This window comes from Embleya sp. NBC_00896 (genome assembly GCF_045207785.1).
Taxonomy (GTDB): Bacteria; Actinomycetota; Actinomycetes; order Streptomycetales; family Streptomycetaceae; genus Embleya.
In genome coordinates, this window is record NZ_CP108776.1 from 1,169,532 (window position 1) to 1,194,657 (window position 25,126).

General features: G+C 70.9%; 20 protein-coding genes. 3 read left to right on the forward strand and 17 right to left on the reverse strand.

The genetic code is table 11. The annotated features are described in order from the left end of the window. Nucleotides 1-520: 520 nt before the first annotated feature. Nucleotides 521-2,155 carry a protein kinase domain-containing protein gene (locus tag OG928_RS05625; protein ID WP_406290799.1) on the forward strand — a complete coding sequence of 545 codons (1,635 nt, stop codon included), beginning with the start codon at nucleotides 521-523 and terminating at the stop codon, nucleotides 2,153-2,155. Between the two features lie 133 nt (nucleotides 2,156-2,288). Here OG928_RS05625 and OG928_RS05630 read toward each other — a convergent pair whose 3' ends face one another. From OG928_RS05630 to ruvC, 8 genes are all read right to left on the reverse strand, one after another. Continuing rightward, complete coding sequence (locus OG928_RS05630; RefSeq protein ID WP_406280150.1) at nucleotides 2,289-4,961, reverse strand: RelA/SpoT family protein; 2,673 nt, start codon at nucleotides 4,959-4,961, stop codon at nucleotides 2,289-2,291. A gap of 154 nt (nucleotides 4,962-5,115) precedes the next feature. Then, nucleotides 5,116-5,664 carry an adenine phosphoribosyltransferase gene (locus OG928_RS05635; RefSeq protein ID WP_406280153.1) on the reverse strand — a complete coding sequence of 183 codons (549 nt, stop codon included), beginning with the start codon at nucleotides 5,662-5,664 and terminating at the stop codon, nucleotides 5,116-5,118. After that, nucleotides 5,661-6,818, reverse strand: coding sequence for a protein translocase subunit SecF (gene secF, locus OG928_RS05640; RefSeq protein ID WP_406280156.1), 1,158 nt, complete (start codon nucleotides 6,816-6,818; stop codon nucleotides 5,661-5,663). The genes OG928_RS05635 and secF overlap by 4 nt, the downstream gene beginning before the upstream one ends. Next, the gene (gene secD, locus OG928_RS05645; RefSeq protein WP_406280158.1) at nucleotides 6,818-8,611 is read right to left on the reverse strand and encodes a protein translocase subunit SecD; all 1,794 of its coding nucleotides are present in this window, start codon (nucleotides 8,609-8,611) and stop codon (nucleotides 6,818-6,820) included. The genes secF and secD overlap by 1 nt, the downstream gene beginning before the upstream one ends. A 178-nt stretch (nucleotides 8,612-8,789) precedes the next feature. After that, entirely contained in the window at nucleotides 8,790-9,296 is a 507-nt protein-coding gene (gene yajC / locus OG928_RS05650; RefSeq protein WP_406280160.1) for a preprotein translocase subunit YajC, read from the reverse strand. Between the two features lie 150 nt (nucleotides 9,297-9,446). Next, nucleotides 9,447-10,535, reverse strand: a complete 1,089-nt coding sequence (gene ruvB / locus OG928_RS05655) for a Holliday junction branch migration DNA helicase RuvB (RefSeq protein WP_406280162.1) — start codon at nucleotides 10,533-10,535, stop codon at nucleotides 9,447-9,449. A gap of 82 nt (nucleotides 10,536-10,617) precedes the next feature. Continuing rightward, nucleotides 10,618-11,226 (reverse strand): Holliday junction branch migration protein RuvA, encoded by a 609-nt coding sequence (gene ruvA, locus OG928_RS05660; RefSeq protein WP_406280164.1) that lies wholly within the window; start codon nucleotides 11,224-11,226, stop codon nucleotides 10,618-10,620. A 52-nt stretch (nucleotides 11,227-11,278) separates the two neighbouring features. Further along, the gene (gene ruvC, locus OG928_RS05665) at nucleotides 11,279-11,827 is read right to left on the reverse strand and encodes a crossover junction endodeoxyribonuclease RuvC (RefSeq protein ID WP_406280166.1); all 549 of its coding nucleotides are present in this window, start codon (nucleotides 11,825-11,827) and stop codon (nucleotides 11,279-11,281) included. Nucleotides 11,828-12,158: 331 nt separating this feature from the next. On the opposite strand from ruvC, the gene OG928_RS05670 reads away from it, so the two are divergent. Beyond that, nucleotides 12,159-13,445: a mannosyltransferase family protein gene (locus OG928_RS05670; protein ID WP_406280168.1), complete on the forward strand. Its 1,287-nt coding sequence runs from the start codon at nucleotides 12,159-12,161 to the stop codon at nucleotides 13,443-13,445. Between the two features lie 97 nt (nucleotides 13,446-13,542). On the opposite strand, the gene OG928_RS05675 is transcribed toward OG928_RS05670, so the two are convergent. The 7 genes from OG928_RS05675 to pgsA all read right to left on the reverse strand — a co-directional run bounded on the left by OG928_RS05675 (nucleotide 13,543) and on the right by pgsA (nucleotide 19,715). After that, nucleotides 13,543-14,295, reverse strand: a complete 753-nt coding sequence (locus OG928_RS05675) for a YebC/PmpR family DNA-binding transcriptional regulator (RefSeq protein ID WP_406280169.1) — start codon at nucleotides 14,293-14,295, stop codon at nucleotides 13,543-13,545. Between the two features lie 75 nt (nucleotides 14,296-14,370). Then, nucleotides 14,371-14,979, reverse strand: a complete 609-nt coding sequence (gene pdxT / locus OG928_RS05680) for a pyridoxal 5'-phosphate synthase glutaminase subunit PdxT (RefSeq protein WP_406280171.1) — start codon at nucleotides 14,977-14,979, stop codon at nucleotides 14,371-14,373. A gap of 108 nt (nucleotides 14,980-15,087) precedes the next feature. After that, nucleotides 15,088-16,032, reverse strand: a complete 945-nt coding sequence (pdxS, locus tag OG928_RS05685; protein WP_406280173.1) for a pyridoxal 5'-phosphate synthase lyase subunit PdxS — start codon at nucleotides 16,030-16,032, stop codon at nucleotides 15,088-15,090. A gap of 87 nt (nucleotides 16,033-16,119) precedes the next feature. Further along, nucleotides 16,120-16,656 carry a hypothetical protein gene (locus OG928_RS05690; protein ID WP_406290801.1) on the reverse strand — a complete coding sequence of 179 codons (537 nt, stop codon included), beginning with the start codon at nucleotides 16,654-16,656 and terminating at the stop codon, nucleotides 16,120-16,122. Nucleotides 16,657-16,963: 307 nt separating this feature from the next. After that, nucleotides 16,964-18,085: a glycosyltransferase family 4 protein gene (locus OG928_RS05695; protein WP_406280175.1), complete on the reverse strand. Its 1,122-nt coding sequence runs from the start codon at nucleotides 18,083-18,085 to the stop codon at nucleotides 16,964-16,966. Beyond that, a complete protein-coding gene (locus tag OG928_RS05700; RefSeq protein WP_406280177.1) occupies nucleotides 18,082-19,014 on the reverse strand; it encodes a phosphatidylinositol mannoside acyltransferase in 933 nt (310 codons plus the stop codon). The genes OG928_RS05695 and OG928_RS05700 overlap by 4 nt, the downstream gene beginning before the upstream one ends. Continuing rightward, a complete protein-coding gene (pgsA, locus tag OG928_RS05705) occupies nucleotides 19,011-19,715 on the reverse strand; it encodes a phosphatidylinositol phosphate synthase (protein WP_406280179.1) in 705 nt (234 codons plus the stop codon). The genes OG928_RS05700 and pgsA overlap by 4 nt, the downstream gene beginning before the upstream one ends. A 222-nt stretch (nucleotides 19,716-19,937) precedes the next feature. Between pgsA and OG928_RS05710 the strand changes: the two genes are divergently transcribed. Further along, entirely contained in the window at nucleotides 19,938-22,097 is a 2,160-nt protein-coding gene (locus OG928_RS05710) for an elongation factor G-like protein EF-G2 (protein WP_406280181.1), read from the forward strand. Between the two features lie 312 nt (nucleotides 22,098-22,409). Here OG928_RS05710 and OG928_RS05715 read toward each other — a convergent pair whose 3' ends face one another. Together OG928_RS05715 and OG928_RS05720 are read right to left on the reverse strand one after the other, a co-directional pair. Then, nucleotides 22,410-23,759, reverse strand: coding sequence for a hypothetical protein (locus OG928_RS05715; protein ID WP_406280183.1), 1,350 nt, complete (start codon nucleotides 23,757-23,759; stop codon nucleotides 22,410-22,412). A gap of 148 nt (nucleotides 23,760-23,907) precedes the next feature. Continuing rightward, complete coding sequence (locus OG928_RS05720) at nucleotides 23,908-25,101, reverse strand: glycosyltransferase 87 family protein (protein ID WP_406280185.1); 1,194 nt, start codon at nucleotides 25,099-25,101, stop codon at nucleotides 23,908-23,910. Nucleotides 25,102-25,126 lie beyond the last annotated feature (25 nt).

The window sequence follows — 25,126 nt, forward strand, 5'->3', positions numbered from 1 at the left end:
TCGGCAGGCACCCCCGGCACCCGCGACGCCCCCGGCCGCGGCACCGCCCACCGCTCCGCCCCCGACCGAACCACCGCCGGCCCCGCCCGTCGCCACGCCACCGGTCGAACGGGCCGAGCGGGCCGAAGCGGCGGCGCCCCAGGCATCACCGGCCGAACCCGCCGCGCCCCCGGCCGCCGCCCCCGCACAACCGGCGCCCCCGGCCCCCACCGAGGAGACCACCGTCGCCCCGGTGTACCAGGCCCCTCCGCCCGCGACCGCCCCCGAGCCGCAGAGGGGATCGACGGAGCCCACCCAGCCCAACCCGAACCTCGCCCCACCCGCTCCCGCACCCGCCGAGACCCCCGCGCGGGCCCAGGCGACCCCACCCACCCCCGCCGCCCCCACGCCCACGCCCACCGTCCAACCCCCCGTCGTCGAACGCCCCACCAACCAGCGCCCGCCCACCGCCCCCGCGCCCGACACCACCCCCGGCCGCGGCGCCCCGGTCGGCCCCTCCTGGGACGGCCCGGACCGCGCCGTGCTCGCCCCGCTGGAGGCCGACGACCCGCGCACGATCAGCAGCTACGTGATCCGCGCGCGCCTGGGCTCGGGCGGCATGGGCCGGGTGTACCTGTCGTACACGCCGGGCGGTCGACCCGTCGCGATCAAGGTGATCCGCGGCGAGTTCGCCGACGACCCCGAGTTCCGCCGCCGCTTCCGCCAGGAGGTGGCCGCCGCGCAGCGCGTGCAGGGCCTGTACACCGCGCCGGTCATCGACACCGACGCCGACGCCCCGCAGCCGTGGCTGGCCACAGCGTACGTCGCGGGCCCCTCCCTGTACGAGGCGGTCTACCGGCACGGCCCGCTGCCCGCCGAGACCGTCCTGGTCCTGATGGCCGGCGTCGCCGAGGCGCTCCAGTCGGTGCACCGGGCGGGCGTGATCCACCGCGACCTCAAGCCGTCCAACGTGATCCTGGCCGCCGACGGCCCGCGGGTGATCGACTTCGGCATCGCCCGCGCCGCCGACGCCACACCGCTGACCCGCACCGGGATGAGCATCGGCACGCCCGCGTTCATGGCCCCCGAGCAGGCCCGCGGCCTGCCGTCCCGGCCCGCGACCGACGTGTTCGCGCTCGGGTCGCTCGCCACCTACGCCGCGACCGGCCTGTCCGCCTTCGGTGAGGGCACCGACAGCTCGGTGCTGTACCGCGTGGTGCACCAGGACCCCGAACTGTCCGGCCTCCCCGAGCAGTTGCTGCCCGTGGTGCTGCGCTGCCTGGAGAAGGACCCGGAGCGGCGGCCGACGCCGACGGAGGTCATCGAGCTGTGCCGCGCCGCCTCGGTGGGCACCCGCTTGCAGATCGGCGAGGGCTGGCTCCCGTCGACCCTGGTCGAGGAGGTCACCCGCCGGATCAACGAGCAGCCGCCCAAGGCGCCGCAGGACCCGACTGTGAGCCGCAAGCGCAAGCGCCGCGCGCTCATCGCGGCGGTCACCGTGCTGGTGCTCGCGGCGGCGGGCGCGGGCCTGGCGCTGGGACTGCGCAACAGCGACGACGACGACAAGAAGGGCAACGTCGCCAACACCCAACCGGCGAAGCCGAACACGGGGCAGCCCGGCGGCTCCCCCGCCGCGCAGGGGAACGCTTCGCCCGGGCCGACCACGAGCCGAACCGCCGGCCCGAGTTCGACCTCGACCTCGACCTCGACCGCCACCGGCGTGCCCTCGATCGCGACCGTCCCCGGCGGCAGCGCCACCGCGATCCCGACCGCCGGCGGCGTCGCCGAGGGCGGCGTGCTGTTCGAACGCGAACTCGACGTCCCCGACGGGTACTGCATCGGTCTCGGCTACACCTCGACCTGGCGCGGCAATTGCAACAACGGCAATGACGGCATCCTGTACTTCTACGGCGACAGCAACTACATCATGGGCAAGGAGATGGTGCTGCTGAACCCGGGGCAGATCAGCGACTTCCCCACGTGTCTGGGCGAGACCAGGTACGCCGAGAACGACAAGCTGCCGTTCACGTTCCTCAAGGTCGGCTCGGTCATCTGCCTCAAGGACAAGGACAACGGCCTGGTCGGCACGGTCCGGATCAACGAGATCCCCTCCGGTAGCGGCCCCAGCAAGTACTGGAAGGTCTCGATGACCGTCTGGCGCGGCCCGCGCGGCTGACCCCGACCGGCCTCGGCCGGCCCCAACCGACCACGCACGACGAAGCGGCGCCGGGAATCCTCCCGGCGCCGCTTCGGACGACCCGACCCGAACCCTCGAACTCCCGATCTCCCGGGTGAGTACAGCCGACGCGCTACTGCTGCCGCCCGCTGGTCACCCGGTAGGCGTCGAAGACGCCCTCGACCCCGCGCACCGCCTTGAGCACGTGCCCCAGGTGCTTGGGGTCGCCCATCTCGAAGGTGAACCGGCTCACCGCGACCCGGTCGCGGGTGGTCGCCACCGACGCCGACAGGATGTTGACGTGCTGGTCGGACAGCACCCGCGTGATGTCCGAGAGCAGCCGGGACCGATCCAGCGCCTGGACCTCTATGGCGACCAGGAACACCGACGACGCGGTCGGCGCCCACTCGACGTCGACGATCCGTTCGGACTGCTGGGACAACGACTCGACGTTGCCGCAGTCCTGCCGGTGCACCGAGACGCCGTTGCCGCGGGTGACGAAGCCGATGATCGGATCGCCCGGCACCGGCGTGCAGCACCGCGACAGCTTGACCCAGATGTCGTCGACGCCCTTGACCACGACGCCCGGGTTCCCGGTCGAGCGCGGCCGGCGCCGGGTCGTGGTCGGCCGGGTCGCCTCGGCGAGGTCCTCGGTCGCGCCCTCCTCGCCGCCCAGCGACTCGACCAGGCGCTGCACGATGGTCTGTGCCGAGACGTGCCCCTCGCCGATCGCCGCGTACAGCGACGAGATGTCGGCGTAGCGCAGCTCGTGCGCGAGCGTGACCAGCGTGTCTCCGCCGCCGGACATCAGCCGCTGCAGCGGCAGGCCCTGCTTGCGCATGGCCCTGGTCAGCGCCTCCTTGCCCTGCTCGATCGCCTCCTCGCGGCGCTCCTTGGAGAACCACTGGCGGATCTTGTTGCGCGCCCGCGGCGACTTCACGAAGCCGAGCCAGTCGTGGCTGGGCGCCGCGGTCTCGCTCTTGGACGTGAACACCTCGACCAGGTCGCCGTTGTCGAGCCGGCTCTCCAACGGGACCAGCCGCCCGTTGACCCGGGCCCCGATCGTGCGGTGGCCGACCTCGGTGTGCACCGCGTACGCGAAGTCGACCGGGGTCGAGCCGGCCGGCAGCGCTATCACGTCGCCCTTGGGCGTGAAGACGAAGACCTCCTGGCTGGAGAGGTCGAATCGGAGCGACTCCAGGAACTCGCCCGGGTCCTCGGTCTCCCGCTGCCAGTCCAGGAGTTGGCGCAGCCACGCCATGTCGTTGGCCGGGTTCTCGCCCTTGCGGGCGGGCTTGGTGTCGGTCTTCGCGGCGCCCTTGGCACCGACCGCCTCGGCCTTGTACTTCCAGTGCGCGGCGATGCCGTACTCGGCCCGGCGGTGCATGTCGAAGGTGCGAATCTGCAGTTCGACGGGCTTGCCCTCGGGCCCGATGACCGTCGTGTGCAACGACTGGTACATGTTGAACTTGGGCATCGCGATGTAGTCCTTGAACCGCCCCGGCACCGGGTTCCACCGCGCGTGGATGGTCCCCAGGGCCGCGTAGCAGTCGCGCACCGAGTCGACCAGGACCCGGATGCCCACCAGGTCGTAGATCTCGGTGAACTCGCGACCGCGCACGATCATCTTCTGGTAGACCGAGTAGTAGTGCTTCGGCCGCCCGGTCACCGTCGCCTTGATCCGCGCCGAGCGCAGATCGCCCTGCACCTGGTCGGTGACCAGGGCCAGGTATTCGTCCCGCTTGGGCGCGCGCTCGGCGACCAGGCGCACGATCTCGTCGTACATCTTGGGGTAGAGGATGGCGAAGGCCAGGTCCTCCAGCTCCCACTTGATCGTGTTCATCCCGAGCCGGTGCGCGAGCGGGGCGTAGATCTCCAGCGTCTCGCGGGCCTTGCGCTCCTGCTTCTCGCGCTTGAGGTAGCGCATCGTGCGCATGTTGTGCAGCCGGTCGGCGAGCTTGATCACCAGGACACGCGGGTCCTTGGCCATCGCGATGACCATCTTGCGCACGGTCTCGGCCTGCGCGGCCTCGCCGAACTTGACCTTGTCGAGCTTGGTGACGCCGTCCACGAGCATGGCGACGGTGTCGCCGAAGTCGCGGCGCAGCGCGTCGAGCCCGTAGTCGGTGTCCTCGACGGTGTCGTGCAGCAGCCCCGCCATCAGCGTGGGCGGGTCCATCCCGAGCTCGGCCAGGATCGTCGCGACCGCGAGCGGGTGGGTGATGTAGGGGTCGCCGCTCTTGCGCCGCTGGCCGCGATGCCAGCGCTCGGCGGTGGTGTAGGCACGCTCGATCTGGCGCAGGTCGGCCTTGGGGTCGTTGACCCGGACCACGCGCAGCAGCGGCTCCAGGACCGGGTTGTACACGCTGCTGCGCTGGACGCCCAGGCGCGCGAGGCGGGCGCGGACCCGGCTGGGGCCGTCCACCCGCAGCGAGCGCGAGCGTTCGACACCGCGCGAGGCACCGGCGGGAGCGGCGGCCTTGGCGACCGGGCGCGGGCCCCTGGCCTCGGGCCCGGCGGCACCGGCCGCGGGGCCGCTGTGGCCGCCGCTGCCCCGGGGGCCGTCGGCGGTGTCCTCCTCCGACGCGACCGCCTCGGCGGGCTGCTCGGCAGGCGGCTCGGCCGCCGCGGCCGGTTCGGCCTCGGGTGGCGCTTCGGGCAGCGCCTCGGTCGACGCGGGTGCCTCGGCACTCACCGGCGGATGACCCGCGGGGTCCGGTGTGGCACGTGTGGCGTCTTCCGAGGGAGCCGCGTGTTCGACGGCATCCCCCGAGGACGACGCGACGGGCGCGACCTCGTCCGGCAAGGGAACTCCTCCCACAGATGACGGAACTTCCATCGTACTGACCCATACCCTCGCGACTCGTCCATCCCGAACCGCCCCCGTCACAACGGCGGAGGCCGGAGGCTCCCCGACCTGGGGCGCCTCCGGCCTCCGACAACGCGCCGTGGGCGGCGTGTCACACCACGATGAACGACTCCAACGTGCTCTCGGTCAGCGCGGACGCGAGTCGCGCCCGGCCGTCCAGGAAACCGAGCTCCAGGAGCACGTTCACCCCCACCACCTCGGCGCCGGCCCGCTCGACCAGATCGATCGTGGCCTCGACGGTCCCGCCGGTGGCGAGCACGTCGTCGATCACGAGCACCCGGTCACCCGGCTCGAACGCGTCCCGGTGCACCTCGAGGGTGGCCGAGCCGTATTCCAGCTCGTAGGACTGCGCGAAGGTCGCGCACGGCAGCTTCCCCGCCTTGCGGACCGGTACGAACCCGGCCTGCGCGCGGTAGGCCACCGGTGCGGCGAGGATGAAGCCGCGGGCCTCGATGCCCACGACCTTGTCCACCCGCCCGGCGCAACGCTCGGCCAGCGCGTCGACCAGCGCCGCGAAGGCGACCGGGTCGGCGAGCAGCGGCGAGATGTCCTTGAACACCACGCCCGGCTTCGGCCAGTCCGGGACGTCCCGGATCCGGCTCTCCAAGAGCTTGTGCAGCTCTTCGCGCGCCGCCATCAACGCTTCCTCTTGCCACCGGGACGAGTCCGCGCACGGGAGCGAGCCGCGCCCGCTCGGGCCGCACCGCCCTGTGCGGGCACGGAATCCTCACGCTCGGCCTCGGCGTCCACGTCGGGGTGCCCCTCGGCCTCTCCCGCGGCGATCCCCGTGTCCTGGGCGGCCTTGGCCGCCTTGGCCTCGGAGGCGCGACGCTGGGCGACCTTCTTGGCGAGCTGCCGCATCTCCGGCGAGCGCTCCTTGAGGTCGGCCAGGATCGGCGTCGCGATGAAGATCGACGAGAACGCGCCGGCGGCCAGGCCCACGAACAGCGACAGCGCGATGTCCTTGAGCATGCCCGCGCCGAGCAGGCCGCCGCCGACGAACAGCAGCGACGCGACCGGCAGCAGCGCGACGATCGTGGTGTTGATCGAGCGCACCAGGGTCTGGTTCAGACCCAGGTTCGCGGCCTCGCTGTAGGTGTACTTGGTCTGCTTGGTGATGCTCTTGGTGTTCTCCTTGACCGTGTCGAACACGACCACGGTGTCGTACAGGGAGTAACCGAGAATCGTCAGCAGGCCGATGACCGTACCCGGTGTCACCTCGAAGCCCACCAGGGCGTAGACGCCGATGGTGATGACGATGTCGTGGATCAGCGCGACCAGCGCCGCCACGGCCATTCGCCACTCGAAGGCGAAGGTGAGGTAGATCACCACCAGGATCATGAAGATCAACAGACCCTGAAGGGCCTTCTTGGAGATCTCCTTGCCCCAGCTGGGGCCGACCACCTGCGTGTTCACCTTGTCCGGCGTGACCTTCAGATCCGCGGCGATGGACGCCGCGATCTCCTTGGTCTTGTTCGCGTCCGACTCCGCGAGCTGGATGCGGAGGCCGTCGTTGCCGACCTTCTGCACTATCGGGTCGCTGCCGTCGGTGAACTTCTCGACGGCCTTGCGGGCGTCACCGGTCGACGCCGACGTGTGTTCCAGGGTGTAGACCGAACCACCCTTGAACTCGATGCCCTGGTGCAGTCCGCGGCCGAGCAGGCCGCCGACCGCGAGCACCAGGATCAGCGCCGAGATCGAGTACCAGAGCTTCTTGCGACCGACGAAGTCGAACGAGACGTCGCCGTGGTGCAGTCGGACGCCGATGTTCTTGATGTCACCGAAGCGACTCATCACGCCTCCTTGACGCCGGCGGCACGCCCGCGCGAGCGACGGCTCCGGTACGACTGGCGCTGATTGGCACCGAGCGCCACGGGATCGAGACCGGACCACTTGTGCCCGTCCGCGAAGAACTTGCGCTTGGCCAGGATCGTCATGAGCGGCTTGGTGAACAGGAACACCACCACGACGTCGAGCAGCGTGGTCAGGCCGAGCGTGAACGCGAAGCCCTGGACCTTGCCGACCGAGACGACGTACAGCACCGCGGCGGCCAGGAACGACACCGCGTCGGACACCAGGATCGTGCGCCGGGCGCGCGGCCAGGCCTTCTCCACGGCCGGGCGGAGCGTACGACCCTCGCGGATCTCGTCCCGGATGCGCTCGAAGTACACGATGAACGAGTCCACCGTGATGCCGATCGCGGCGATCGCACCACACACCGCCGGCAGGTTGAGTGCGAAGCCGATACTCCGGCCGAGCACGCACATGATGGCGTAGGTGAGGGCCGCCGAGACGGCCAGGCTCGCGATACTCACGAGGCCGAGGCCGCGGTAGTAGAACAGCGAGTACAGGATCACCAGCAGAATGCCGATCGCGCCCGCGATCAGACCGCCCTTGAGCTGGTCACCGCCGAGCGACGCGGACACCGTGGTGACGTCGCTCTTGGTGAAGGACAGCGGGAGCGCGCCGTACTTGAGGACGTTCGCGAGGTCCTTCGCCGAGCTCTGGGTGAAGTTGCCCGAGATCACGGCGGTACCGCCGGGGATCGCGGTGCTCACCGTCGGCGCGGAGATGACCACGCCGTCCAGGTCGATCGCGAAGCGGTTGGTCGGGTACTTGCCCGCGGCCAGGTCGCCGGTGATCGAGGTGAACTTGTCGGTGCCGGAGTCGCTGAAGTTCAGCTGGACCTCCCAGCCGCCGACGGTGCCGCCCTGGGGCAGCTGCGCCTTCGACGAGGAGACGTCGGTGCCGGGGATGACGACCTTGCCGAGGATGTACTTCTCGGCGCGCTCGCCCTGATCGCGGCTGCACGCCACGGTCGGCTGGTCCTCCGGGGCCGGAACGGGCCCGAGGCCGCGGTTCTCCGGCAGCGAGCAGTCCAGGTTGGCGAACTTCTCGCGCAGCTCCGGCGTGACGCCGTTCGCGTCGGCTCCGGCCGGCGGGGTGCTCGCCGGAGGCGTCGCGGGCGGCGTGCTCGCGGGAGGGGTGCTCGCCGGCGGGGTCGACGGCGGCGGGGTCGACGGCGGCGGGGTCGTGTTGGGCGCGTCCTTCAGGTTCGGGATGACCCGACCCTGCGGCTTGCCCGACTGGGCCGCCGGCGGCGTGCTCGCGGGGGGCGTGCTCGCCGGGGGTGCGCTCGCGGGAGGGGTCGTCGGCGCCGTCAGCGGCAGCTTGGTGCCGCCCTGGGGGGCGATCTCCGCCGCCTCGAGGACAGGACGGAAGAACAGCTTCGCGGTCTGGCCGACCTGCTCCGCCGTCTGCTTCTCGTTCTTGCCCTTGGGGATGCTGATGACGATGTTGCGATCGCCCTCGGTCTGCACCTCCGCCTCGGACACACCGAACGCGTTGACGCGCTGGCGGATGATCTCCACCGCGGTCTGCATGTTCGTCTTGTTGACCGCGCCGTTGCGGCCCTGGTCGGCCTTGGCGGTCAGCGTGACGCTGGTACCGCCCGCGAGGTCGATGCCCAGACGTGGGGTCTTGTCCCCGGTCACGAACATGATCGCGTACAACGCCACGATCACGACCGCGATGAAGGCCAGGGCCCGCCCCGGATGCCCTCGGGAACTCGATTTCGGTGCTGCCACCTTCGCCCAATCTCCCTGTCGTTGCCGTCGCGGACGGGCATTCGCCATCATCCGCAGGAAACGGCACGGCGTCCGGCGTGCTGCCGGACGCTTCCGTATCCGGGGTATCACCCCCGGTCACATGACTGTATTGCGCTGCGGTGGCCCGAGGACCACCGCACCCACCACGAGTGTGGAGCTAGTCCTGCTTGTCTTCCTTCTTGCGCAAACGGTCACCCGCGTCGGAGGACACGCTCTTCGCGTCATCGGACTCGGTGGCGTCCTCGGACGCGGCGGCGTCGGCCTTCTTCGTGACGTCCGCGGCCTTGGTGTCCGCGACGTCGTCGCCGGCTTCGGGCTTCTTGTCGAGCTGCACGGCGTCGCCGCCGGTCTCGGTGTCGGCTTCGTCGTCGTGCTCGTCGTCGTGCTCGTCCGTCTCGGGCTCTTCGCCGGAGGACAGGACGGCCGCGATGGCGCTCTTGACGAAACGGCAGTGCACGTCGGGGGCGACCTCAAGGATGACGGAATCGTCCTCCACCTCGGTGACCGTCGCGTACAGACCCGCGATCGTGCGAACCTCGGCGCCCGGAAGCAACGAGTTCTGCGTTTCCATGGCCTGTCGCTGGCGTTGCTTCCCGGGCTTGATGATCAGGAAGTAGAACACCACGACGATGATTACTGGCAGGAGGAGGGTAAGCGGGTCCACGGCTTGAAACGATTCCTTCCCAAGGCCGCTCGGCGGCCCGGACGGTGACACTCGGCCGGCCACGGTGCGGCAGCCTCGGCGGAGTCTAGACGGGTACTTACTACAGGAACAACGACTACCGGCCCTGTGTGTTCCCGACACGCACCGGACTCACTCGGTTGCATCCTTGCCGGTCACGACGCCGTTGTCGAACAGCACGCTCTGTTGCGTACCCTGCTGGTTCGGCAGCGCGCCCTGCGGCGGGTTCAAGCCCAGATGGGCCCATGCCTTGGCGGTGGCCACCCGACCGCGCGGAGTGCGCGCGAGGAAGCCGCTGCGGACCAGGAACGGTTCGGCCACCTCCTCGACGGTCTCGGTCTCCTCCCCCACCGCGACCGCGAGCGTGGACAGGCCCACCGGACCGCCGCCGAACAGCGTGATCAGGGCCTGGAGGACCCCCCGGTCGAGCCGGTCCAGGCCCAGGTCGTCGACCTCGTACACGGCCAGCGCCCGCGACGCGACGTCCCGATCGACCCGGCCGTCGGCCCGCACCTGGGCGTAGTCGCGGACCCGGCGCAGCAGCCGGTTGGCGATCCGCGGCGTGCCCCGCGAACGGCCCGCGATCTCGGCCGCGCCCTCGGCCGACAGCTCGACGTCGAGCAGTCTCGCCGAACGGTTCAGCACCCGTTCGAGTTCGGCGGGCGTGTAGAAGTCCATGTGGCCGGTGAAGCCGAAGCGGTCGCGCAGCGGCGGTGGCAGCAGGCCGGCGCGCGTGGTCGCGCCGACGAGGGTGAACGCCGGCAGGTCGAGCGGGATCGCGGTGGCGCCGGGGCCCTTGCCGACGATGATGTCGACCCGGAAGTCCTCCATCGCCATGTAGAGCATCTCCTCGGCGGGCCGCGACATCCGGTGGATCTCGTCGAGGAAGAGCACCTCGCCCTCGGACAGCGAGGACAGGATCGCCGCGAGGTCGCCCGCGTGCTGGATCGCGGGGCCCGAGGTGATCCGGATCGGCACGCCCATCTCGGCCGCGATGATCATCGACAGGGTGGTCTTGCCCAGCCCGGGCGGTCCGGACAGCAACACGTGATCGGCGGTGCCGCCGCGGCCCAGGGCCGCGGTCAGCACGAGCGAGAGCTGCTCGCGCACGCGCTCCTGGCCGATGAACTCGCCGAGGTTCTTGGGGCGCAGGGCGGCCTCGACCGCCTGGTCCTCGCCGTCGGCCTCGGCGGTCACCAGTCGTTCGCCGTCGTGCGTCATCGTGTTCCGCCCAGGGTCGTGTTCGTGCGGCCTGCGGTCATCCTGCCGGACCCGTGCGACACGGTGTGCCGCGACGCGTGCCTCATCGGCGGTTCAGGCCGCGCAGCGCGGACTTGAGCAGTACGCCGATCTCCGGCGCGGCACCGGCCTCGGCCTCGGGGGCGACCGCGCTCACCGCGTCGTCGGCCTCGCGCGCGGCGTAGCCCAGGCCGACCAGGGCGGCGTGCAACTGGTCGCGCCAGCCCGCGCCGAGCCCACTCGCGGCGCCGACCGCGCGCGCGGTGCCGGTGGGCGCGCCGAGCTTGTCCTTGAGGTCGAGCAGCAGCTTCTGCGCGCCCTTCTTGCCGATCCCCGGCACGGCCGTGAGCGCCTTCTCGTCGCCGGTCGCGACCGCGGCGCGCAGCGCGTCGGGGCTGTGCACGGCGATCATCGCCTGCGCGAGTTTGGGGCCCACCCCGTTGGCGCGTTGCAGTATCTCGAAGGTGCTCTTCTCGTCGTCGTCGGCGAAGCCGAACAACGTGAGCGAGTCCTCGCGCACCACCATCGAGGTCGCGAGCCGGGCCGGCTCGCCCAGGCGCAGCGTCGCGAGCGTGGTGGGTGTGCAGAGCAGGGCCAGGCCGACCCCGCCGACCTCGACGACCGCGGTGTCGGGTCCGAGCCCGGCCACCGTTCCGGAGACGAACGCGATCACGTGACTGCTCCCGCTGGGGTAGTGGTACGAGTGTTGCCGGTGCCGCGGACGGTCATCGCCGGGTTCCGCGCGGCAGGCGCGTGACCGGCGTGCGAGCCGCCGCGACGGCCGCCGCGAGCCGGTCGGACGCGCCGCCGCGCCAGATGTGGCAGATCGCGAGCGCGACCGCGTCGGCGGCGTCGGCCGGTTTGGGCGGGCCGTCCAGACGCAGGATACGGGTCACCATGGCGCCGATCTGGGCCTTGTCGGCGCGACCGCTGCCGGTCACCGCGGCCTTGACCTCGCTGGGCGTGTGCAGCGTCACCGGCAACCCGCGCCGTGCCGCGCACACGATCGCGACGGCGGACGCCTGCGCCGTGCCCATCACGGTGCTCACATTGTGCTGGCTGAAGACCCGCTCGACCGCGACGCAGTCGGGGCGGTGCCGGTCCAGCCACTCCTCCAGGCCCTGCTCGATACCCAGCAGGCGGGCGTCGATCGCCGCGTCGGCGGGGGTACGCACGACGCCGGCCTCGATCATCCGCAGCGGTTTGCCCACCGCGCCCTCGACGACCCCGACACCGCAACGGGTCAGACCGGGGTCGACCCCCAAGACCCGCATGCCGCGCCCCTCTCCCTCACTCGCTTCGGCCCGTCTCGCCCGGCCGCGCCCGATCTCCGCGAGCCCCACGCGATACGAACACCTGTTCGCCCGAACAAACCCTAGTGCAGCCCCGCCGAACCCCTCGGTATCGCCACTCCGTGATCACCCGTTCGAGCGACACGTACGCTGGACCCGGTCGATAACGCCCGGATGACGGCCCCGTGACGATCGCTCCCCAGCGGGCCGATCCGCGCGCGGGAGCCCCCACGGGCGACGCTAGGGTCACCTGGAGATTGTCGATGCCCGCCCCATGCTCGCCGCCCGGAAGGTTTTCATGCCGTCGCCGTCCATGCCGGTAGCCGAGACGCCGCCGGCCCCCGAGAAGGGTGCGACCAGCGTGCCGGCGAGCACCGACACGAGCTTCGCGAACGACCTCGCCGACCGCCTCAAACTGGGCGCGGTCGACGTCGCGCGGCGCGCGCGGGCGTCGTTCCGCCCGGCCCGCACGGCCGTCCTCGGCTATCTGATCGCGCGCGCGATCAACCTCGTGGTCCTGGGCCTGATGGCGTTCGCCACCAAGAAGCCGTTCTGGTCCAAGGTCGGTTCGTGGGACGGCGTGTGGTTCCGCGACATCGCCGACTTCGGCTACATCGACAAGGTCCCGGTGTCGCCGGCGGGCAAGCCGTACTGGAGCAACGTCGAGTTCTTCCCCGGCTACCCGTGGTCGGTCCGGCTCGTCTCGGACGTCACCGGCCTGTCCGCGCTCAACGCCGGCATGGTCGTGACGCTGCTCGCGGGCGCCGTCGCGGCGTGGGGACTGTACGCGCTGGGCCGGGAGTTGACCGGCAGCCACCGCGTCGCGACCCTGTTCGCGGTGCTGTGGGGTGTCGCGCCGGGCTCGATGGTGCTGACGATGGTCTACTCCGAGGCGCTGTTCGTGGCGTTCGCGTCGTGGGGCCTGCTGGCGATGGTGCGCCGGCAGTGGACCCTGGCGTGCGTGCTGTGCCTGTTCGCGGGGCTGACCCGCAACACCGCGTTCGCGCTGGTCGCGGCGATCGGCGTGGCGACCCTGGCGATCGTGCTGCGCCGGCGCGAGGACGGCACGCGGGTGGGCCTGCTCGCCCCCGAGTCCCGGCGTCCGGTGCTGGCGACGCTGATCTCGCCGCTGGCGTGCGTGGGCTTCATCGCGTGGGTGGGCTGGCTCGCGGGTCGCCCCGACGCGTGGTTCTGGATCCAGGACCGGGCGTTCAACCTGCGGATGGACTGGGGCGTCAGCACCGTCCAGTGGATGAACAAGTACTTCACCCATCTGGGCCGGCCGATCTACGTGGTCTGCGCGTTCGTGATCATCCTGTCCGTCGCGCTGATGATCTGGTCCTTCCGCGACCGCGGGGTCCCGCTGCCGGTGCACGTCTACGGCGGCGTGGTGATGTTCCTGGCGCTGACCACGAGCAGCGGCTGGTTCTTCCACTCCAAGCCGCGCTTCATGCTGCCGGCCTTCACGATCGTGCTGCCGCTGGCCCGGTTGATGGCCAAGTGGCCGCGCGGCGTGGTGATCTCGGTGCTGGTCGCCGGGGCGGCGTTCTCCGGCTGGTACGTGAGCTTCCTGCTGTACGTGGTCAACACCAACCCGTAGGCGCACGCGAACGCGAACGCGCGAGGGGCCGGCGGCATGTTGCCGCCGGCCCCTCGCGCGTTCGCGTTGCCGGCCCACGGGCGACGCCACACGGGTACTACTCGCTGATCTTTTCCATGATGTCGTCGGCGACATCGAAATTCGCCCAGACGTCCTGAACGTCGTCGCTGTCCTCCAGCGCTTCGATCAGGCGGAAGATCTTGCGTGCGCCCTCTTCGTCCAGCTCCACCGAGACGCTGGGGATGAAGTTGGCGTCCGCCGAGTCGTAGTCGATCCCGGCGTCCACGAGCGCGGTGCGCACGGCGACCATGTCGGTCGCCTCGCTGACCACCTCGTAGGTCTCGCCGAGGTCGTTGATTTCCTCGGCACCGGCGTCGAGCACGGCGCCGAGCACGTCGTCCTCGCTCAGGTCGTTCTTCGGGACGATCACGACACCCTTACGGGTGAACATGTACGACACCGAACCGGGGTCGGCCATCGAGCCGCCGTTGCGGGTCATCGCGACCCGCACGTCCGACGCCGCGCGGTTGCGGTTGTCGGTGAGGCATTCGATCAGCACCGCGACGCCGTTGGGGCCGTAACCCTCGTACGTGATCGCCTGGTAGTCGGCGCCGCCGGCCTCCGCACCGGAGCCGCGCTTGACCGCGCGGTCGATGTTGTCGTTCGGGACCGACGACTTCTTCGCCTTCTGAATGGCGTCGTAGAGCGTCGGGTTGCCGGCGATGTCACCGCCGCCGGTGCGTGCCGCCACCTCGACGTTCTTGATGAGCTTGGCGAAGAGCTTTCCGCGCCTGGCGTCGATGACGGCCTTTTTGTGCTTGGTGGTCGCCCACTTTGAGTGGCCGGACATCCGCCTCTACTCCTTCGGGTCGCGGGTGCGCTGCACGGGCCTGTACAGGCGGGAAGATCCTACCGGCGCGCGCGGTCAGAGCGCGGCACGGACCATGTCCACGAAGTACGCGTGCACGCGGCGGTCGCCGGTGAGCTCCGGGTGGAAAGCGGTCGCGAGCAGGTTGCCCTGACGGACCGCGACTATTCGGTCCGCGTACGGCTCGGCGGTCAGCCGGGCGAGCACCTCGACCTCGGCGCCGACCGATTCGACCCACGGGGCGCGGATGAAGACGCCGTGGATGGGGTCCCCGCCTTCGAGTCCCTCGAACGGGACGTCCGCCTCGAACGAGTCGTTCTGTCGCCCGAACGCGTTGCGCCGCACGATCATGTCGATCCCGCCGACGGTCTCCTGGTCCTCGCGGCCCTCCAGGATCTTGTCCGCGAGCATGATCATGCCCGCGCACGAGCCGTAGACCGGCATGCCGGCCGCGACCCGCTCGCGCAGCGCCGGGAACAGCCCGAACGACACCGCGAGCTTGGACATGGTCGTCGACTCGCCACCGGGGATGACGAGCCCGTCGAGCTCGGCGAACTGGTCGACCTTGCGCACCGGGCGCGCGATCGCGTCGAGTTCGGCGAGCGCGATGGCGTGCTCGCGCACGTCACCCTGGAGAGCGAGGACACCGATGATGGGAGTGGACACGTCAACCTCGTCGAAGTCGTGGATGGTCGTGGGGGCCGGTACCGAGCCGGGCCCGAACGCGGTCGCGTTCGGGCCCGGCTGCGCAGCGTGTGCGGAAGGTGGTGCGAACTACCAGCCGCGGCCGGCGTAGCGCTGCTCCGCCGGGAGGGTGTCGATGTTGATGCCGACCATCGCCTCGCCGAGACCGCGCGAGACCTTGGCGATCACGTCCGGGTCGTCGAAGTGCAGGGTCGCGTCCACGATCGCCTTGGCGCGCTTGGCCGGGTCGCCCGACTTGAAGATGCCGGAGCCGACGAACACGCCCTCGGCGCCGAGCTGCATCATCATCGACGCGTCGGCCGGGGTGGCGATGCCGCCCGCGGTGAACAGCACGACCGGGAGCTTGCCGGCCTCGGCGACCTCCTTGACGAGCGCGTACGGCGCCTGGAGGTTCTTCGCGGCCACGAACAGCTCGTCCTCGTCGAGCACCGAGAGCTGCTTGATGTCCTTGAGGATGGTGCGCATGTGGCGGGTGGCCTCGACGACGTTGCCGGTGCCGGCCTCACCCTTGGAGCGGATCATCGCCGCGCCCTCGGTGATGCGACGCAGGGCCTCGCCGAGGTTGGTGGCGCCGCACACGAAGGGGGTGGTGAACTTCCACTTGTTGATGTGGTTCGACTCGTCGGCCGGGGTCAGCACCTCGGACTCGTCGATGTAGTCCACGCCGAGCGACTGCAGGACCTGGGCCTCGGCGAAGTGGCCGATCCGGGCCTTGGCCATCACCGGGATGGACACGGCGCCGATGATGCCGTCGATCATGTCCGGGTCGGACATGCGCGCGACGCCGCCGTCCTTGCGGATGTCGGCCGGCACGCGCTCGAGGGCCATGACGGCAACCGCGCCCGCGTCCTCGGCGATCTTGGCCTGCTCGGCGTTGACGACGTCCATGATGACGCCGCCCTTGAGCTGCTCGGCCATGCCGCGCTTGACCAGCTCGGTACCGGTCTGGGGCGATGCGGGGGTGGTGGACACGGATGACCTCACACAGATGCGAACGACGACGGTTGGCTCCATCGTACGGGTGATGTGGATCCTAATGTCACGCCACCCCGGCGCAATACCCGGGCCAATCTGTCCAGGGTGGCCTTTGCGTGGCTCCTGTCAGGAGCCACCCGGCATGAGCGTGTGCGGTTCCTCGTCGTCCATCTCGAACGTGACGGGGTAGGGGGCGTGGCCCGCCAGGCGCAGATAGCGCACGATCCGGTGCCGACGCACCGCCCGCGCGCCGCGCACCGCGTCGTTGTGGAAGCGGCGGGCCATCGGCACCCGGCGCACCGCCGTCTGCAATTCCGCGACCAGATCGTCGCCGCCCGGCCGGGCCCGCAGGTCGTCGGCCTGGGCAGGATCCTCGAACACGATCCGCAGCGCGCGGGTCAGGTCGCTCTCCAACATCTCACGCGAGTCCTCGTCCGCGTTACGCGCCTCGTGCGCGGCATCCGCGAGCACAAGCGAGGACGCGGGATCGAGCAACCCGGAGGTCGCGATCTCCTGCGCAACCGCCGACCGCCGCAACAACTGCGCATCGAGCGCGGCCCGACTGGAGTCCACCCGCGCGTGCAACCGATCAAGCCGACCGGCGGTCCAACTGAGATAAACCCCAACCGCAAGCACCGCAAGCAAAATCCAGATGACAGTCATCACGCGGCGACCTTAGCGCGCACCGAAACCAACCCAATCGGCCCGAGCCAACCCACGCTCGAGACCACTTTCAAAACCAAGCCAAATCAGCCCGGCCGGCGCTTGAGGCCATGCAGGCCGGCCGGCGCTTGAGGCCACCTCGGCCGAAGGCCGGGTCAATCCAGCCCGGCCGGCGCTTGAGGCCAAGTAGCCCGGCCGGCGCTTGAGGCCACCTCGGCCGAAGGCCGGGTCAATCCAGCCCGGCCAGCGCTTGAGGCCATGCAGGCCGGCCACCCCACCAGGGGCCACCCCGGCCGGCCACACGGCGCTATGCCGCGGGCGCCCCCGCCGTAACCGTCTCGTACACGCCCAGGATGTCGCCCCCGACCGTCTCCCAGTCATAGCGCTGCACATGCTTGCGCCCAATCTCCCGCAACTCCCCCCTCCGCACGGGATCCCGCAACAGCCCAACCGCGGAGGCGGCAAGCGCCGAGGCGTCCTCGACCGCGAACAACTCCCCGGCCCGCCCCCCATCCAGCACCTGACGAAACGCGTCCAGGTCACTGGCAAGCACCGGCGCCGACGCCGACATCGCCTCGACCAGGATGATCCCGAAGCTCTCCCCGCCCGTGTTGGGCGCGACGTACACGTCGACGCTGCGCAGCAACCGCGCCTTGTCCCGATCGCTGACCATCCCCAGGAAGGTCACCTGCGCCCGCAACGCCTCGGGCAGGTCCTCGACCGCCTCCTCGGCGTCACCGCGCCCGGCCACCAGCAGCCGGACGCCGGGGAACGCCTCGACGATCCGCGGGAACGCCTCGATCAGCGTGGGCAGGCCCTTGCGCGGTTCGTCGATCCGGCCGATGAAGCCGATCGTGGGCGACTCGGGGGTGCCCTGCCACGCGGGTTCCGGCTCGGCGTCGGCGAAGAAGCCGACGTCAACGCCGTTGGGGATGACCACCGCGTCGCCGCCGAGGTGCTCGACCAGGGTGCGCCGCGCGTACTCGCTCACCGCGATCCGCGCGCTGATCTTCTCCAGCGCGGGCTGCAGGATCGGGTACGCCGCGATCATCGCGCGCGAGCGGGTGTTGGAGGTGTGGAACGTGGCCACGACCGGCCCGGACGCGGCCCAGCACGCCAGCAGCGACAGGCTCGGCGTCGCGGGCTCGTGGATGTGCAGGACGTCGAAGCGCCCGTCGTGGATCCACCGGCGCACGCGCGCGGCGGACAGGAAGCCGAAGTTGAGCCGCGCGACCGAGCCGTTGTAGCGCACCGGCACCGCCCGCCCGGCGGGGACGACGTAGTCGGGCAGCGGGGTGTCGTCGTCGGCCGGCGCGAGCACCGAGACCTCGTGTCCGCGCGCGATCAGGTGCGCCGCGAGATCCCGCACGTGGTACTGCACGCCCCCCGGTACGTCCCACGAGTAGGGACACACCACGCCGATCCTCACTGCGCACCCCCGTGGCCGATCCGTGCGAGCCGGCGTGCGTCGAGATCCGCGAGCCACAGCGGCTGGAGCATGTGCCAGTCCTGCGGGTCGCGGGCTATCGCCCGGGCGTACGCGTCCGCGACCGCCTGCGTCATCGCCGCGACCTTCTCCCGGCGGCTGCCCTCGGCCGGTACCTCGATCTCGGGGTGCAGCGTGCCGCGCATGACCTTGCCGTCCCACGCGAGCGTGACCGGGATCAGCGCCGCGCCGGTCTGCACCGCGAGCGCGGCGGGCCCCGCGGCCATCCGGGTCGGCTCGCCGAAGAAGGTCACCGGTACGCCGCCCGCGGTCAGGTCGCGGTCGGAGAGCAGGCACAGCAGCCGGCCCTCGCGCAGCCGGCGGGCCAGCGTCCCGAAGGTGTTCCCGTCGCCGCCGGTGAGCGGCAGCACCTCCATGCCGAGCGACTCGCGGTAGTCCAGGAACCGCTTGTACAGCGATTCGGGCTTGAGCCGTTCGGCGACCGTGGTGAACGGATAGCCCTTGAGCGTGATCCAGGCGCCGGCGTGGTCCCAGTTGCCCATGTGCGGAAGCGCGAAGATCACGCCCTTCCCGCGCGTGCTGCACTTGTCCAGCAGGGTGAGATCGCACTCCATGCGGGTCAGCACGGTCTCCCGGTCCCAGACCGGCAGTCGGAACGCCTCCTGGTAGTAACGCAGGTAGGAACGCATGCTCGCGCGCGAGACCTGGCGGATCCGCTCGGGCGTGGCGTCCGGACCCAGCACGCGGCCCAGGTTGGCCTCCAGTTGGTGAACGCTCCCGCCGCGCCTGCGCCAGACGATGTCGGCGATCCGCCGGAAGACCGCCGTGGCGACCGGCTCGGGCAGACGTTTGACGACGGACCACCCCAGGGCGTACCCGGAGTCGGCCAGCCGCTGCCCGAGGCCGGTCATCCCTTGTCACCTCCGGGCAGCGCGTTGTCGATCTCGGCGGCCGAGCGGCGTACGGCGATCATCCGCTGGAAGACGGTGATCAGGCTGCCCACCGCGATGAACCACAGCGCGGCGGCCTGGATGTACGGGACACCCAGTCCGTCGAGGCCGGTCGCCACCAGCGAGACGACGAGCCGTTCGGCCCGCTCGATCACGCCGGACACGTCGCAGCGCAGGCCCAGGCTCTCCGCCCTGGCCTTGGTGTACGAGACGACCTGGCCGGAACCGAGGCAGAAGATCGCCAGGATGCACATGACGAGGCTGTCGCCGTCACCGGCGAACCAGATCGCGAGCGCGCCGAAGATCGCGGCGTCCGCGACCCGGTCGAGCGTGGAGTCGAGGAACGCCCCCCACTTGGTGGACCGGCCCAACTGGCGCGCCATGTTGCCGTCGACCAGATCGGAGAAGATGAACGCGGTGATGACGAGCGTGCCGGTCAGGAACCAGCCGATCGGGAAGAACACCAGCGCTGCGACGACGACCCCGAGGGTGCCGATGAGCGTCACGGTGTCCGGACTCACGTTGTGGCGCAGCAGAAAGCTCGCGAACGGAGTGAGCACACGCGTGAAGAAGGCACGAGCGTATTTGTTGAGCATCGCCTTCCCGAAGGATTGCCGGGGCGGCGGGGGATCCGGAGGACTCGACCCGCCTGGTGTGCCCATCGTACTGACGCGCTCACTCCTCCCGGGCCCCCCATCGCCCGGGCGTGCCGCTTTGGAGAACATCACGTACGCAGCGGACACTTGTACTCGGTCGGACGTCGGGGGAATGCTGCCGTTCAGGAATCGATTTGCGGACGTTGGCGTACCGACGACCCACTTGCACCTGCACGTCCTGAGGACGTCGACGACTACCGAGTTGTACGGACGACTAGGAGGTGGCACATGGCGGATAAATCCGGAGCTAGCGCCGGAACCGTCGGCAGGGTAACCGCGCCGGCGAGCCCGGATCTGGTGCGCAACGTGGTGCTGGTGGGCCACACGGGCGCGGGCAAGACGACATTGGTGGAGTCCCTGCTCGTGGCGACCGGGACGATTCCCCGGCCCGGTCGCGTCGAGGACGGGACGACCGTGTCCGACTTCGAGGACATCGAGCACCGCCAGCACCGGTCGGTGGCGCTGTCGGTGTCCCCCGTCGAGTTCGACGGGGTGAAGATCAACCTGCTCGACACCCCCGGCTACGCCGACTTCGTCGGCGACCTGCGCGCGGGCCTGCGCGCCGCGGACGCCGCGCTGTTCGTGGTCTCGGCCGCCGACGGCGTGGACGGCTCGACCCGGATGATCTGGGACGAGTGCGCCGCGGTCGGCATGCCGCGCGCGATCGTGATCACCAAACTCGACCAGGCGCGCGCCGACTTCGACGAGATGGTGCTGATCTGCCAGCGGGTCTTCGGCGACCCCGACTCGGACACCGTGCTCCCCCTCTACCTGCCGCTGCACGGCGAGGACGAGGGCGTCGCCGGCCTGATGGGCCTGCTGACGCAGCGCGTGTACGACTACTCCTCCGGCACCCGCGTCACCGCCGAGCCCGACCCCGAGCACCTCCCGCTGATCGAGGACGCCCGCAACCGGCTGATCGAGGGCATCATCGCCGAGAGCGAGGACGAGTCCCTGATGGACCGTTACCTCGCCGGCGAGGAGATCGACGTGGACACGCTGATCACCGACCTGGAGACGGCCGTCGCACGCGGCTCGTTCTATCCCGTGCTCGCGGTCGCGCCCGACGGTCTCGGCACGATCGAGCTGCTCGAAGGCATCGTCCGGGCATGTCCCGCACCGCCCGAGCACGAGGTGCTGCCGGTCACCACGCCCGACGGCAAGCCCCGCGATCCGCTGACCTGCGACCCCGAGGGCCCGCTCGCGGCCGAGGTGATCAAGACGACGTCCGACCCGTACGTGGGCCGGATCTCCCTGGTCCGAATCTTCTCCGGCACGCTGCGCCCCGACATGACGGTGCACGTCTCCGGGCACGGGCTGGCCGACCGCGGGCACGAGGACCACGACATAGACGAGCGGATCGGCGCGATGTCGGCGCCGCTGGGCAAGCAGCAGCGCTCGCTCAACCGCGGCATCGCCGGAGACATCGTCGCGATCGCCAAGCTCACCCGGGCCGAGACCGGCGACACGATCTCGGACAAGGACGATCCGCTGCTCATGGAGCCGTGGATGATGCCCGATCCACTGCTGCCGGTGGCGATCGTCGCGCACAGCAAGAGCGACGAGGACAAGCTCTCGCAGTCGCTGGCGCGGCTGGTCGCCGAGGATCCGACGCTGCGCCTGGAGCACAACACCGACACCCACCAGCTCGTGCTGTGGTGCATGGGCGAGGCGCACGTCGAAGTGCTGCTGGATCGGCTGCGCGCGCGCTACGGCGTCGCGGTGGACGCGGTCGCGCACAGGGTGTCGCTGCGCGAGACGTTCGCGAGCAAGGCGAGCGGGCGCGGCCGGCACGTGAAGCAGTCCGGCGGGCACGGCCAGTTCGCGATCTGCGAGATCGACGTGGAGCCGCTGCCGGGCGGTTCCGGCTTCGAGTTCGTGGACAAGGTCTTCGGCGGTTCGGTGCCGCGCAACTTCATCCCGTCCGTGGAGAAGGGCGTCCGCGCGCAGATGGACAAGGGGGTCGCGGCCGGCTATCCGATGGTGGACGTGCGCGTGACGCTCACCGACGGCAAGGCGCACTCGGTCGACTCGTCCGACATGGCCTTCCAGATGGCGGGCGCGCTCGCGCTGCGCGAGGCCGCCGCGAGCACCACGATCCACCTGTTGGAGCCGGTGTCCGAGGTGCGGGTGACGGTCTCCGACGAGTACGTCGGCGGTGTGCTGAGCGACCTCAGCTCGCGCCGCGGCCGGGTGGTGGGCACCGAGCCGATCGGTTCGGGCCGCACGATGATCCGCGCCGAGGTCCCGGAGATAGAGATCAGCCGCTACGCGATCGACCTACGCTCGATCAGCCACGGCACCGGCCAGTTCGCCCGCACATACTGCCGCCACGACCCGATGCCCCCACAACTCGCCGCCAAGATCCACGCGGGCTCGAACGACTAGATACAGCACCCTCAACCGCCGGCCGGGCAAACCAGCCCGGCCGGCGCTTGGGGCCAAGCTTTTCAGCCCGTCCGGCGCTTGAGGACACAGCCCGTCCGGCCCGCGTTCGAGACCAAGCCTCCCGACACCCATCCGACGCTCGGAGACGAACCCACCCAGCCCGGCCGGCGCTTGAGGCCAAGCCTCCCAACGCCCATCCGACGCTCGGAGACGAACCCACCCAGCCCGGCCGGCGCTTGAGGCCAAGCTTTTCAGCCCGTCCGGCGCTTGAGGACACAGCCCGTCCGGCGTTTGAGGACCCCGGCACCGGCGCTACGGAATCGGCAACGGCTCGTCCAACGCCACGAGCGCAAGCAACACCGCGGCCGACGTCCAAGCCAACGGCGCCACCGAAGCCGGCCGCCCGGCCGAGTCGACCTTCTCCGGCAACGCCCCATGCGCCGTACGGTGCGAAGCCAGCCACGTGAGCCACCGCTCCGCCTCCGCACGGTCCCCACTCGCCGCGCTGAACAGCGCGAAGGACGCGGTCTCCGGCGTCCAGGCCGCCGTCAGGTCACCGCCCCAGTGCTCCCCGGGCAGAATCCCACCGTTGGGCAACGTGAGCGCCTCGGCCGATTTCCGCACCGCACCGGCGACCTTCTCGTCCGGCCGCGCGAACGGCGGCCCCAGCCAGGTCACCGCCGTATCGGCGCCGCCCTTGGCATGCGCCGTACGCGGGTAGCCGACCTCGCCGAACTCGACCCTTATCCCGCGATCGAGCCGCGCCACCGCGCCGGCCCACCGCTGCCCAGCGTCCGCGTCGCCGACCCGCCCCGCGAGCGCGACGGCCCCGCGCAGCCCCGCGAGCAGCGGCGCCGCCGTGCCGAGCGTGGCCTGGTCGGTCCGCGTCTCCCAATAGTCCGAGCCCTTCGGCGGCAGCCCATTGCCCCGCAACCGGCCCACCGCCCGGTCACTGGCCGCGCGCACCGTCGGCCACAGTTCGCCGAGCGCGCTCACCGTCGCCGGATCGTTCGGGTCCTGGTGGGCGTACCAGAACCAGATCGCCCACGGGACCCACCCGTTGGCGTCGAGCTGGGCCGCCCGGTCGTCGCCGACCGGCTTCCCGTCGAGCCGGTAGCGCGCCTCCCAGGTGCCGTCGGGGCGCTGCAACGCGACCAGGCGCCGCAACACGGCGAGCGCCTCGCGGTCGTGCCCGGTGGCGGTGAACGCCGCCGCGACCCACGCGGCGTCGCGCGGCCAGACGTACTTCCAGATCCCGAACCACGCGGCCGCGACCGACCCGTCGGGCTGGGTCAACAGCCGCATGTCCAGGAGCGCGCGCTCGGCCATCGCCTTGTACGCGGGGGTCGTGCCCGGAACGGTGCCCTGCGCGAGCCAGGCCCGCTCGACGTCCGTGGCCGGCGTCGGCGGCGCGTCGGTGGGGAGCGCGATCGGCCCGTCGGGACCGGCCGCGATGCCGCCCAGGAGCAGCGGGCGGGTGGTGCGCGTCGGCGGAGCCGCGCCGCCGACGGTGAGGATGATCCCGATCGCGACCAGCAGCCCGACCACAGCAATGCCGATGGACCGTATCTTGTTGCGCCCCACGTGCACTGCCTCCGCCCCGACGCTCCGCACCCCCTGCTCGGGGGCGGGACCGCTATTCCTCCGGGTCAGTTTAGGCATGATCGGATAATCATCCGAACCAGTGTCCGAGCCGTCCCACCGTCGTCGCCCGCATCCGCGCCCGCCTCGCCGTACGACCCGCGCTCACACGTCACGAAGCGAGACGGATCAGCCGAAAGTACGACGAGTCTACGAACGCGGAAGGGGGTCAGGCTCGGCGACCGCTGGTAAACCGATCGATCAGGTGAACCGCGCGGCCATCGGCGATCAGCGCGTACACGCCGACCGCCAGCACACCCAGGGCACCGAGCACATAGGCGCTGCTCGCGATCAGCTCCCAGCCGTGCAGGTCCAGCTCGCGGCCGTCGCCGAACGGGACGGTCCACACCACCCCACCCGGCAGCACGCCCGAGGTTCGGGCCCGGTGCATCGGATAGGCCGCGGCGATCGCGAACACCGCCGCGAGGGCCGCCACGGCCGGCCGTGCCCGGGTCCGCCACGCCCGGTCCACGAGCACGATCACCAGCGGCAGCGCCCACACCCAGTGGTGCGTCCACGAGATCGGCGACACGAGCAGCGCGGTGAGCGCGCAGAGCCCCATCCCCGCGAGTGCCGCCCCGCCCCGCGCGGTCGCGACGGCGAGCGTGATCCCGACCAGCGCGACCGACACCGCGAGCACCGGCCACAGCCACTCCGGCGGGGTTTCGGCCCCGAACTGTCGGGTCACCGCGCCGTTCAGCGACTGGTTGCCGGGGAACTGGGCGAGCCCGATCCGGGTGTCGTCCATGAACAGCCCGCCCCAGTAGTCCGCGCACTCGCGCGGCAGCACCGCGAACGCCGCCGCGATCGTGCCGAGGAACACCCCGAGCGCGGTCAGCCCCTCGCGCACCCGTCCGGTCAGCAACATGTAGGGGATGAAGATCGCCGGAGTCAGCTTGAGCCCGGCCGCGATCCCCACGCCGACCCCGCCCAGGCGGGACCCCCGCGCTCGCGCGAAGTCGGACAGGACCAGCACGAGCAGCAGCAGGTTGATCTGCCCGAAGCGCAGGTTCTCCTGGACCGGCTCGGTCCACAGCAGCACGGCGGCGGTCAGCGCGGTCGCCCGCACCCGGTCGCCGCGCAGCCCCGCGATCCCCCACGCGAGCCAGGTCGCGGTGCCGAGCAGCGCGAGGTTGGCCACGACACCGAGCACCTCGACGGCGCCCCACGGCAGCCACGCCAACGGCGTGAACATCAGCCCGGCCCACGGCGTGTAGGTGAACGGCAGTCGTTTGGGCCGGATCGTGTACAACTCACCGTGCCCGGCGAGCACGTCCACGCCGCCTTCGCGATAGACCCGCAGGTCGCCGAGCCACCACATGTCGGCCGGACCGAAGATGCCCAGCAGCAGATACACGGTCACCGAAAGGACGGCCACCCCGAGGGCC

Excerpts from the sequence above, each read along its gene's own strand:
- secF (WP_406280156.1), bottom strand. The coding sequence starts at position 6,818 with ATGAGTCGCTTCGGTGACATCAAGAACATCGGCGTCCGACTGCACCAC.
- ruvB (WP_406280162.1), bottom strand. The coding sequence starts at position 10,535 with ATGACGCACGACGGCGAACGACTGGTGACCGCCGAGGCCGACGGCGAG.
- ruvC (WP_406280166.1), bottom strand. The coding sequence starts at position 11,827 with ATGCGGGTCTTGGGGGTCGACCCCGGTCTGACCCGTTGCGGTGTCGGG.
- OG928_RS05670 (WP_406280168.1), top strand. The coding sequence starts at position 12,159 with ATGCCGGTAGCCGAGACGCCGCCGGCCCCCGAGAAGGGTGCGACCAGC.
- OG928_RS05675 (WP_406280169.1), bottom strand. The coding sequence starts at position 14,295 with ATGTCCGGCCACTCAAAGTGGGCGACCACCAAGCACAAAAAGGCCGTC.
- pdxS (WP_406280173.1), bottom strand. The coding sequence starts at position 16,032 with ATGGAGCCAACCGTCGTCGTTCGCATCTGTGTGAGGTCATCCGTGTCC.
- OG928_RS05690 (WP_406290801.1), bottom strand. The coding sequence starts at position 16,656 with ATGACTGTCATCTGGATTTTGCTTGCGGTGCTTGCGGTTGGGGTTTAT.
- OG928_RS05700 (WP_406280177.1), bottom strand. The coding sequence starts at position 19,014 with ATGACCGGCCTCGGGCAGCGGCTGGCCGACTCCGGGTACGCCCTGGGG.
- pgsA (WP_406280179.1), bottom strand. The coding sequence starts at position 19,715 with ATGGGCACACCAGGCGGGTCGAGTCCTCCGGATCCCCCGCCGCCCCGG.
- OG928_RS05710 (WP_406280181.1), top strand. The coding sequence starts at position 19,938 with ATGGCGGATAAATCCGGAGCTAGCGCCGGAACCGTCGGCAGGGTAACC.
- OG928_RS05715 (WP_406280183.1), bottom strand. The coding sequence starts at position 23,759 with ATGCCTAAACTGACCCGGAGGAATAGCGGTCCCGCCCCCGAGCAGGGG.